9 protein-coding genes are annotated in these 11068 nt (G+C 33.7%); 3 read left to right on the top strand and 6 right to left on the bottom strand.

Translation table 11 applies throughout. The features are described 5' to 3' along the window. The coding region (locus Q0912_RS13200; protein ID WP_299115838.1) for a choice-of-anchor L domain-containing protein at positions 1-2913 on the bottom strand (2913 nt) is incomplete at its 3' end. A 253-nt stretch (positions 2914-3166) separates the two neighbouring features. On the opposite strand from Q0912_RS13200, the gene Q0912_RS13195 reads away from it, so the two are divergent. The 3 genes from Q0912_RS13195 to Q0912_RS13185 all read left to right on the top strand — a co-directional run bounded on the left by Q0912_RS13195 (position 3167) and on the right by Q0912_RS13185 (position 5191). Then, positions 3167-4069, top strand: coding sequence for a NifU family protein (locus tag Q0912_RS13195; RefSeq protein WP_299115836.1), 903 nt, complete (start codon positions 3167-3169; stop codon positions 4067-4069). A 74-nt stretch (positions 4070-4143) separates the two neighbouring features. After that, on the top strand, positions 4144-4344 hold the full coding sequence (locus tag Q0912_RS13190; protein WP_299115834.1) for a dodecin family protein: 201 nt from the start codon (positions 4144-4146) through the stop codon (positions 4342-4344). A 34-nt stretch (positions 4345-4378) separates the two neighbouring features. Then, on the top strand, positions 4379-5191 hold the full coding sequence (locus Q0912_RS13185; RefSeq protein WP_299115832.1) for a mechanosensitive ion channel domain-containing protein: 813 nt from the start codon (positions 4379-4381) through the stop codon (positions 5189-5191). Here Q0912_RS13185 and tsaB read toward each other — a convergent pair. The 5 genes from tsaB to Q0912_RS13160 form a co-directional block, all read right to left on the bottom strand. Beyond that, positions 5188-5859 (bottom strand): tRNA (adenosine(37)-N6)-threonylcarbamoyltransferase complex dimerization subunit type 1 TsaB, encoded by a 672-nt coding sequence (gene tsaB / locus Q0912_RS13180; RefSeq protein WP_299115830.1) that lies wholly within the window; start codon positions 5857-5859, stop codon positions 5188-5190. The genes Q0912_RS13185 and tsaB overlap by 4 nt on opposite strands. 20 nt (positions 5860-5879) lie before the next feature. Further along, the gene (locus Q0912_RS13175) at positions 5880-7187 is read right to left on the bottom strand and encodes an efflux RND transporter periplasmic adaptor subunit (RefSeq protein WP_299115828.1); all 1308 of its coding nucleotides are present in this window, start codon (positions 7185-7187) and stop codon (positions 5880-5882) included. Positions 7188-7193: 6 nt separating this feature from the next. Beyond that, positions 7194-8534, bottom strand: a complete 1341-nt coding sequence (locus Q0912_RS13170) for a TolC family protein (protein WP_299115826.1) — start codon at positions 8532-8534, stop codon at positions 7194-7196. A gap of 77 nt (positions 8535-8611) precedes the next feature. Next, on the bottom strand, positions 8612-9775 hold the full coding sequence (locus Q0912_RS13165; protein WP_299115824.1) for an efflux RND transporter periplasmic adaptor subunit: 1164 nt from the start codon (positions 9773-9775) through the stop codon (positions 8612-8614). A 26-nt stretch (positions 9776-9801) separates the two neighbouring features. Further along, on the bottom strand, positions 9802-11064 hold the full coding sequence (locus Q0912_RS13160; protein ID WP_299115822.1) for an ABC transporter permease: 1263 nt from the start codon (positions 11062-11064) through the stop codon (positions 9802-9804). Positions 11065-11068: the final 4 nt, after the last annotated feature.

Raw genomic sequence — 11068 nt, 5'->3', positions numbered from 1 at the left:
TATCTCTGTTAAACCATCGGGTACTCCATCGTCACAAACCTCTAATACCGTAGGTACTACGACTGTGGGGAGGGGGTTTACAACCAAATTAAAGGTAGTTTGCGAAGTACAATTAGTGTTTACATTTGTTAAGACTGCTATAATTTCTTGAGGATTACTTGTATTAGTATAAAGTCCTGTTATAGCATTAGTATTTGAATCTGCATTTATTTGATTTTCATAATATGCTACCGAGATATTTGTTTGACCATTTAAAACTTCTGCATTTTTAGTAGTTAGGTCAAATTGCTCTTGCTCATCTCCTGAATTATTGAAATCACACTGCACATAAGGTGTAACAGCTACAACAGTTGGACTAGAATTAACAATAAGTTGTAATGTTGTTGTATCATAACAGCCTGCTGAATTACTTTCGATACGAACATAGATTAATTGGCCACCAGGATTAGTATTGGTATATAATGTAGGCAATACTCCTGTACCTATCATCGCATCATTTTCTGTCGCATGATACGTAACTGATACATCCGTTTGAGCTCCTATGACTTCTATATCTCTTAGACTTAAATCAAACTCTGTAACTCCATCATTATTGTCGTCACAAGCTTCTAAAGAAGTTGTAAGATTTGCAGTAGGTGTTGCAATTACTTCAAGATCTAAAGTAGTTGTTGCGTAGCAATCCGCACTACTAACAGCTTGTAAGCGTATAAATACTGTTTGGTTATTGGCAGTTGTATTTATATATGGTTCTGGTAAAGGAGATACATTGTTATTTGCATCATCTTGAGTTAAATGATAAGAAACTGATACATCAAAAGCGCTATTTGTTCCTATTACTTCTGCATTACGATCTGTAAGATTAAAGCTCGTAAATCCGTCCGCAATAGCGTCATCACATATACTTATAGGCGATATTGGATTATCGATTGTTATATCAGAAAATGCTAATTGAAATGATGTAGTAGCAAAACACTCTTGAGAATTATCTGCAATACGTGCCCATACGACTTGAGGGTTTGAGATATTGGTATAAGTTGTAGGTAACGGCCCAACATTATCAATGGCGTCTTGCTCTGTTAAATGGTAAGTAATAATAAAATCTAAAGCATTTTGAGATCCTAAAATATCATCATCGTTATCAGATAAAGTAAAATCTGCAGAACCATCGACATCACATATTACAAGATCTTGAGCAGGGTTTGCGGTTGGACTAGGTTTAAATTCTACAATGATTGAATCACTAGCTTGGCAAACACCTGTAAAAATAATATCTACAGAATAAGTCCCTGCTTCGGTTGCAGTTAAAGTAGAGCCTATCTCACCTGCAATTTCAATTCCATCTAAATACCATGTATGATCAGCAGTCGTAACTCCGGTATCTAAAGTAATCTCTGATCCTCCACATTCTGCAGTACCAGCTTCAATTGTAATATCCTCACCTAAATCACCACCTAAATCAAAACTTCCAGCTTTAAGAAATACTCCTGTATCATATATATTGTCTCTATCGTCTGCGACTACCAATTTAATGGTATAGTTTTCTCCAGGATTCACTGCTGATTGCGCTGTAAACACTGTTGTCCTACCATCAAAAGCAATTGGAGGTCCATTATTTGGCGTATAAGCACCAAAAAATTGAGGATTTGCGGCACCACAAGCAGCTCCATTATCTGGATGAATATTTGTAACTAATATGGGTGTGTTAGTACCAGGTAATACTGCCAAATTGGTCGTAACACCATTAGAGTCTGTAAGTAAAAAAGCAAATGCATCAGAGAAGGTACATTCAAAACCACCCATATCATATTCTTCTGACGCCATAAGGAAATCAAAACTAATAGTATTTGCTAATGGAGTAAAATCAAATTGAATAAAAGTAGCGTTATGAGAATCTACACCTAATTGTGTATTTAAATCAAAGTCACCTGGCCAAGCATCAGTTCCTGCACCTAGAAGATCATCATTAGGTCCACCAGCTTGACTCGCATCTCCTGAAGTTAGTAATACTCCATCTTCAAAAGGGAAATCTATTCCATTACTAAAAAAATAACCTATACCATTAGGTTCTGTAAAGCTGAAATCAGATCCTGTTGAGGAGATGATATTAGACACAGTAGCACAAGGGCTATTCACCAATACATCTTCAATTAATTCTTCGGGAGTAAACGTATCTTGTTCTACCACAACATTAGGTCCTAATACAAAAACTATTATGGTTTCTGTATCTTCACAACCTTGAGGATTATCATCTGTAGCAGTAAGTGTTACAGTATATGTCCCAGGTGTCATAAAAGTATTAGAAACATCTGTACCTACAGCAGTATTACTATCACCAAAATCCCAACTGTAAGTAGCATTTGTACCATCTACAGAAAACGTTGCACTTCCAGAAAAATCAACAGTTTCGCCTGGGAGTATTCCTACTACACCTGATCCATTTGGTGCGGGTGTAGTACTATCTATAGAAGCTACAATATTTTGACATGCCGTAGCACATAATATATTAGCTTCCCATCCATTAGTACTTCCGCTGTTATTTGAAATAAACTCAAATGTTAAACAACCCGATGTATTCATTGTAGAAGCTGAAACTGAACCTGGACTATTAGTTCCTTGATAACTACCTATTAAATCTGCAGTAATATCATCACCATCATATATATTTAATACATCTGGCTGTACGCCAAGTTGTGTTGTAAATTGAACAAAATCTATAATTATAAATTCACCTGCATTTTGAGGACATATAGTAGTAACTAAGTTTTCATCATTACCGTAATTACCAAATTCGCCACCCGAGTCAAAGAATCTATCTGGTGCACATCTGTTAAATGTCCCATTTTGCATTGAAATATCTTGGGCAAATCCTATAGATGATACAATTAAAGCAACAAAATAAAATATCTTTTTCATTAGTAACCTTTTTTCAATAAGAGAGTTGGTTTAAAATATCGTATCAAATTATTAGTTTAACAACTCTTTTACAGCTAGTTAGGTGTCATTTAAATTCTTATAAAGTATTAAGTTTAACCTTATACTTTAATCAATTATTGTAAATGAGGACGAAATTTAATCAAATTATATGATATGGCTAAAGATTTTAGTTGCAAAACACATTCTAAGGATAAACTTTCAAATTGATATTTCCTATTTTTGCAAAAAAAAGATGTCGAAGACCAAAATTTCTATAGTACCTACGTCTAGCGAAACTATACTAAAATTTGAAGCCGATTGGTTTTTAACTAATCATAATAGTTTTGAATTTAACAACATAGACGATGCAAAACATTCACCTTTAGCACAACAGTTATTTTATTTACCCTTTGTTAAGAAAGTGTATATAGCCTCTAACTTTGTAGCCATTGAGCGTTATAATATTGTTGAATGGAGTGACGTACAAGATGAAGTAGCTAAACAAATCGAAGATTATTTATCTAACAATGGTGTAGTTGTAACAGAAGATGCTATGAAGCCTAAAGCAGCCGTTACGGTTTATGCTGAAAGTACGCCTAACCCAAGTGTTTTAAAGTTTGTATGCAATAAAGTACTTGTTCCTAATCTATACGAGTTCACTTCAATTGAAGATGCTAAACCTTCTCCTCTTGCAACAGCATTATTTCAATTCCCTTTTGTAAAAAATGTTTTTATGGAAAAGAATTTTATTTCTATAACAAAATTTGATATTATAGAATGGGAAGAGATTACGCTTCAGTTACGCGAATTTATTAAGTCTTATGTTGAAGAGGGCAAAACTATTTTAAATGATGATGCTCCAAAGCAACTCAACAAAACCGAAGAGGCTATTGAGCAAAAATTTGAAGCTCTAGATGATACCTCAAAAAACATTGTAAATATTCTCGAAGAGTATATTAAGCCTGCCGTAGCAAGTGATGGTGGTAATATAGAATTTAGATCGTATAACCCACAAACAAAGAAAGTAGAAGTGCTACTTCAAGGAGCCTGCAGTGGTTGCCCATCATCAACATTTACTTTAAAAAATGGCATTGAAAATATGTTAAAAGAAATGCTTAATGATAATGCTATAAGCGTTAACGCAATTAATGGTTAGTTTTTGTTATTTGTAAGTGACTTTTTAATAGTTAGAGTTTCTAAAAAGTATTAATCTAATTAAAACAAAATATTATGGCAGTATTAAAAGTAATTGAAGTATTATCTAACTCAGATAAAAGCTGGGAAGATGCAACAAAAAAAGCGGTAAAAGAAGCCTCTAAAACTGTAAAGAACATTCGTTCTGTATATGTTCAGGACCAAAGTGCAATAGTAAAAGAGGGTGATGTTACAGAGTTTAGAGTTAACTTAAAATTGACATTTGAAGTTAAATAAAACCGAATTTTCAAAAAAAGCTAATTAAACCAAAATGGAAACACAAAAATGGATTGATGCAGGCTACAACTTAATTGTTGAGTTTGGACCTAAAGTACTCGGAGCTATTCTGATATGGATTATCGGTAGCTGGATTATTAAACTAATGCTAAAGGGGCTTAAGAAAGCTCTCAATAAAGGTGACTATGACGAAAGTCTCAAAAAGTTTCTTGCTGATCTTTCTAAATGGATTTTAAAAGTTGTTCTTATTATTGTTGTATTAGGCACTGTAGGTGTTGAAACTACATCTTTTGCAGCAGTTATTGCTGCTGCCGGTTTAGCTATTGGTCTTGCTCTGCAAGGTTCTTTAGGTAATTTTGCTGGCGGAGTATTAATTATGATTTTTAAACCTTTTAAAATTGGTGATTTAATTGAAGCTCAAGGAGAATTGGGTGTTGTAAAGGAAATTGAAATTTTTACTACAAAATTAACAGGTTTAACAAATAAGGAGATTATTTTACCAAATGGTGCATTATCTAATGGTAATATTATTAACTATACTTCTGAAGGCACCAGACGTGTAGATTTAGTTTATGGTGTTAGTTATGATGCTGATATAAAACAAACTAAAGAAGTACTTATGAATGTTTTAATATCACACCCAAAAGTATTGAAAGACCCCGCACCTTCTGTTACAGTAATGGAACTTGCAGATAGCTCTGTAAATTTTGCTGTAAGACCTTGGTGTAATGGCGATGATTATTGGGATGTCTATTTTGATGTGACTGAAAATGTTAAAATAGCACTTGATGCCGCTGGTATTGAAATACCTTACCCACATGCTGTTGAAATACACAAAGAAGGTTAATTTTTCTTTTTAAGAGCTATAAAGTCTTTTAAATAATAAGGCTCAAAATAAGCGACATCTTCGGTGTCGCTTATTTTATATTTGAACTCTGCCAATTTAGACATTTCATTTGCTGAAGGCAATTTTCCATCTATAAAAATAGCATTGGGATGTTGGATTAGATGTTTAGTCTTTTCGACCCCATTACCTATAAAATATACTCTATTGTCTTTTAATAAGTTAGCATAACTTTCTTTAGTTAATATTTCTGCTTCTACAGACCTTTGCTCTTCATATTTAGAATTATATATTGCAGAATACACTTCCATACGGCGTGCATCTAACATCGCAACTATATAACCATAATCGATATTTACCTGATGTACTAAACTCTCTAAAGTATTAATCGCAATTAAAGGTTTACCTAATGCAAAGCACAAGCCTTTAGCAGAAGACACACCTATACGAAGACCTGTGTACGAACCTGGCCCTTTGCTTACAGCTACAGCATCAATTTCTGATGGTGCAACTCCTGCAGTTTTAAATACTCTGTCAATAAATATATGAAGTGTTTCGGCATGTGAGTATCCTGCGGTATAATCTTCTTTTAAAACTAAAGTCTCTCCATTCTTTGATAGAGAGACTGAACAATTGGTCGTTGCTGTTTCTATGTTTAACACTAAGGCCATTAATAAATTTTAGTGTTAGGTTATTCTTTTTGTTTTTCTTCGGAAGGTTTTTCCTTTTTATTTGTTACCTCAAGGAGGTCACCAGGATTTAATTTTTTAGAAACTGTGTTGTAGGGTCCGGTTATAATTTCATCCGCTTCATTTAATCCCGAAATTATTTCAATATAGGTGTCATCTTGGATTCCGGTCTCAACAACTTTTAGTTTTGCTTTACCGTCATAATTAATAAATACACATTCAAACTTTTCTTCCTCCTTCGGTTCAGTATCCTCATCAACTATAGATTTCTCACCGTAAGACTTTTTAACAGAACTTGTATCGGTCTTGATAACAATAGCACTTATTGGCACCGCAATAACATCTTTTCTTGTCTTAGTAATAATATCTACTGTAGCAGTCATACCAGGTCTAAAAGGCGAGTAGGTTTCTGGTTTTCCTTCAGTTAAATCTTTATACGATTCTTCGAGAATTCTAACTTTTACTTTAAAGTTGGTCACTTGGTCAGCGGCTAAATTACCAGCTGCCGAATTCGCTATCTCTGTTACAACACCTTTAAACTCTTTCTTTAGGTAAGCATCAACCTCAACGATTGTAGAATCACCAATACTCACTTTTACAATATCATTTTCATTAACATCTACCTCAACTTCCATATTATTAAGGTTAGCGACGCGAAGAATTTCTGTACCGGCCATTTGCTGAGTACCTACCACACGCTCTCCAAGTTCTACATTAAGCATAGAAACCGTTCCGCTCATTGGTGCATATATTGTGGTTCTGGTTAAATTATCTTTTGCTTCATTAACTGATGCGGCTGCACTTTGCACACTGTAATAGGCTGCACTTTTGTTGGCTTGAGCAGTTTCGTATGCAGCAATAGCCCTATCCCAATCTGCTTTAGAAATAACACCTTTTTCAAATAGTGTTTTATTTCTATCATAATCTGCTTTGGCCTGCTTTAAGTTTGCTTCTGCTTGTTCTAAACCTGCTCTTACGTTTTGATATGAAGCTTGAGATCTGCTTACAGCAGACTGAATTAAATCTGGATTTACTCTTACTAATAAATCTCCTTTTTTAACTTCTTGCCCTTCTTTAAACGGTAGTTCTAAAATTTCTCCAGAAACTTCGGAGGAGATTTTTACTTCAACCTCTGGTTGAATTTTACCAGTTGCAGAAACAGTTTCCACTATATCATATAATACTACTTCTTTTACAGTGACTTGTTTAAAATTTCCTTTCTTACCAAACCATCCCATTTTAGATCCTACCACTAACATAATTAGTGTAAGAATGACGATTCCGATAATAATTTTTACTGTTTTGCTCATGCTTTGTTAATTTAAGTCGGTTATTGGTAGACCGAAATAGAATTCTAAAATTTTTAATCTAAAAATATAATCATATTTGGTTCTAACCACATCAGATTGTGCATTTTCATAGGCTGTTCTGGATTGATTAAAATCAAAAGAATTAGATAAACCAACATCATAACGTTCTTTAGCATATTCAAACGCTAGACGACGTGCCTTTTCTGTTTGCAATGCTGCTTCATAGGTCTTTTTAGAATTTTTAGCATCATTATATGCTTGATAGACGGTTGATTCTAGATCTAATTCTGTTTGCTCTAATTGGTACTTTAATCGTTCAACTTCAATTTTACTTCGCTTTACATTGTTACGCACATTGAATCTATTAAAGATAGGTACATTTAATTGAAGTCCTACAGAAGTACCATCAAACAAGTATAATTGATCAATTAATGAAATATCTTCGCCTGTTAAAGGATTAACTTGCGAACTCGCCCAACGCGTATTATAGCCTACAAAGCCTTGCAATGTCGGGAAGTAGTTGGCACGTGTTAATTCTAAATCTTTCTGAGCTAATTCAAAATTTGTCCTTGCTATTTTTACATCATTAACTTCTTCTTTTGCTTTTTCAGCAATTTCCGAAGCATCTTTATCTAAAATCGTCGCTGGCACTAATCCATAATCATCATCACTGATATCAAAATTTTGATAGTCTTTTAATTGCAAGGTTTGTGCTAAACCAAATTTAGAAATAAATAAAGCATTTTCAGCAGCAATAATCTGTTGTAGCTGTGTTGCATTTGTTGCTTGTAACTCTAATAAATCTCCTTGTGGAAGTGTGCCAGCATCAACTAAATCTTGAGTGTTTTTAATATTTTCTTGAGTAACTTCGTTTTGTGCCTTTAGCACTTTTAATTGTTCTCTATTGGCTAATATTTGTAGAAATGAATTGGCTACAATTAGTGAAATGTCATCTTTCATTTTATCTAGTCTATACTCAGAAGCTATTTGGTTTATTTTAGCTCTTTGGAGAGTTTTCCAATTTGAAAATCCTGAAAAGATATTTATACCCGAATTTATAGCCCCATTGGCAGATCTAAATGTATTATTCTCAAACTGGTTTGTTGCCGGGTTAATGTTAGCACCAGTATTTATATTATAGGAGGCATTAGAGTTTAAATTGGGCAGAAAATTAGCTACTGCTTGATTTTTATCAATATCAGCCAAGTTAACATCTAACTCTGATTGCTGAATAGATATGTTATTCTCTAAAGCATATTGAACACATTCTAAAAGTGTCCATTTTTTATTTTGAGCTTGAGCAAATATTCCAAAAAGGAATACAATTACAATGATTGATTTTTTCATATTTATGCTTGTTATTAAGTATGTCTCTTAATTGACTTAAATGTTACAAAGGGGGGCTTTTTATTAATAGAAGTTTCTTAGTTTGAAGTAGATTTAATTTTAAGAGGTTCTGTTTTGTTCCAGACTTTAATTTCATCACTATCAGTAAGACCAGATAAGACTTCTACATTAATACCGTCCGATATTCCAATTTCTATATCACGCCTTTCAAATTCCTGATCTCCTATTTTGACTTCTACATAAGGGGCTTGAGTCTCTTTATCAAATTGAAGTAAAGCTTCCCTAATTACTAAAATATCTTGCTTTTTCTGTAATACTATTGCGGCATTAGCACTATAACCAGCTCTAACGAAGTAATTATCATCTAGAGCGACTTCTCCTTCAATCTTAAATTGAACGGCTCCTTGCTCTTCATTACCTTTTGGCGCTACAAACTTTAATTTTGCATCAAACTCCTTATCTTGAATAGCACCCAAACTTACCTTTAAAGGCATATCTATTTTTAGCTTACCTACTTCTGCTTCATCAACTTTTCCTTCAAAAATCATCTTATTAAGGTCTGCTATTGTAGCAATAGATGTACCATCATTAAAGTTATTACTCTGAATTACTTGATCGCCTTCTTTAACAGGTATCTCTAAAATAGTACCAGATACTGTCGCCCTTATTTGGGTTTGAGCAATACTTCCCAAACCAGCAGTAGTTCCTGTTTTAATAATGTCATAATTTTGGCGGGATTGTGTAAGATTTATTTTCGATTGCTCAAGACTTTGCTTAGTTTGCTGATAGGTGTTTTCAATATTTTCAAAGTCGTTGGCTGAGATTACCCCTTTTTCAAATAGCGTTTTTTGCCTATTATAAACGCCTTGCTGGGTTTTTAAATTGATCTCTGCTGTTTTCAAAGCAGTCTTATTTGAAGAGATATTATTTTTTGCAGCAGTAAGAGAAGATACGTCCGGAACTACTTTTATTTTAGCTATTAAATCTCCTGCCTTTATTTGCTGACCTTCTTTTACATATATTTCATCAATAATACCTGAGATTTGAGGCTTAATTGCTACTTCATCCTTTGGAACAACCTTACCTGTTGCTACAGCTTTTTCCTCTATTTCGCTCTTAAAAGCTTTTTCTGTCGTAAAAGTAATTGGAGATTTATTATTAGATTTTAGAATATAATATCCTGCAAAACCTACCATGAATACTAATAAAACTACTAATAGAATTTTGAAAAACTTTTTCATTTGTTATTATCTTGTTTTTAATTTAATTATTCTTCTCTTAAAGCATCAATTGGTTTTATACTAACAGCCTTTTGCGCAGGGATTAAACCAATTAAAGTTCCTAAAATTACAATTGCTGCAATGGCACCAAAAACAGCAGTAAAATCTACTGTTGGATTTAGTATGGGTACATCATCATTACTACCTACTAAAGTATTAACCAGCCATAAAATAATAGCGCCGAAAGCAAAGCCTAAAATACCTGCTACAAAGGTCAATAGAACAGATTCGATCATAATTTGCCCTCTTACTTCTGAAGGAGTGGCACCAATGGCTCTCCGCACACCAATTTCCTTGGTACGTTCTTTAACCGTAATCAATAATATATTACCAATGGCTATAACACCAGCAATTAAGGTAGCTATGCCCACAACATAGCCTATAAGTTTCATCCCATTAAGAAAACCATTAACTTTTGCTACCTCTTCACCTAAGTTAAAACTCCCAAAAGCCTGAGTATCTTGAGGATGTACTTGATGCATCCTTTTTAATGTACTTTTAATGGTCGCTTCAGTTTCTACAATATTTTTATCTGCATATGCGGTAATCACCATCCAGGAAATTCTATTGCCTTGGTTAAATACAGTTTGAAAAGTAGTAAAAGGTAAAAAAATTGAGTCATCGCCCTCAAATCCTTGTCCTGCTGGTTTATATACTCCGACAACCTTAAAATATATGCCATTTATTCTAACGTAATCCCCTATGGCATTTTCATCTTTGTCATAAAACTGTTTGTATATATCTTCCCCTATCACACAGACTTTACGTTCATTAATAATGTCTTCATTATTTATAAATCTGCCACCATCAAATATTTTCTTTTTTGAAACTTTATCAATTGTTGGATAGTCACCAAATACCTTGAAAGCTCCCGATTTAGAGCCTCTTACAAATTGGCCTGGTGGAGTTCCCCATTGCCCAGTAACGTTTCTTGGTGCAATGTATTCAATGTCCGAAATCGATGATTTTAATGCCTCTACATCATCTAACGTTAACCGCATTCGTCTTCCTCTTTCAAATCCATCATACGGAATACTAGTTTGTTGTCCCCATAAAAACATTGTATTGGTAGCAAAATCATTGAATTGGCTTTTAAAACTATTATCCAACCCTTTTGCCATACCTAAAAGCAATACAAAAATGAACACTCCCCAAAACACACCAATGACTGTAATTACTGTCCTTAGTTTATTTTTACGTATAGTTCCGTAAATTTCTTGCCATGTATCTCTGTCGAAAATAAACTTCATAAGT

Origin of the sequence: uncultured Winogradskyella sp. (assembly GCF_947498345.1) — a bacterium.
In the GTDB taxonomy this organism is placed as follows: Bacteria; Bacteroidota; Bacteroidia; order Flavobacteriales; family Flavobacteriaceae; genus Winogradskyella.
This window is presented reverse-complemented; position numbering and strand designations above follow the sequence as displayed.

Coding starts and splice junctions, on each gene's coding strand:
- Q0912_RS13195 (WP_299115836.1), top strand. CDS start 3,167: ATGTCGAAGACCAAAATTTCTATAGTACCTACGTCTAGCGAAACTATA.
- Q0912_RS13190 (WP_299115834.1), top strand. CDS start 4,144: ATGGCAGTATTAAAAGTAATTGAAGTATTATCTAACTCAGATAAAAGC.
- Q0912_RS13185 (WP_299115832.1), top strand. CDS start 4,379: ATGGAAACACAAAAATGGATTGATGCAGGCTACAACTTAATTGTTGAG.
- tsaB (WP_299115830.1), bottom strand. CDS start 5,859: ATGGCCTTAGTGTTAAACATAGAAACAGCAACGACCAATTGTTCAGTC.
- Q0912_RS13175 (WP_299115828.1), bottom strand. CDS start 7,187: ATGAGCAAAACAGTAAAAATTATTATCGGAATCGTCATTCTTACACTA.
- Q0912_RS13170 (WP_299115826.1), bottom strand. CDS start 8,534: ATGAAAAAATCAATCATTGTAATTGTATTCCTTTTTGGAATATTTGCT.
- Q0912_RS13165 (WP_299115824.1), bottom strand. CDS start 9,775: ATGAAAAAGTTTTTCAAAATTCTATTAGTAGTTTTATTAGTATTCATG.
- Q0912_RS13160 (WP_299115822.1), bottom strand. CDS start 11,064: ATGAAGTTTATTTTCGACAGAGATACATGGCAAGAAATTTACGGAACT.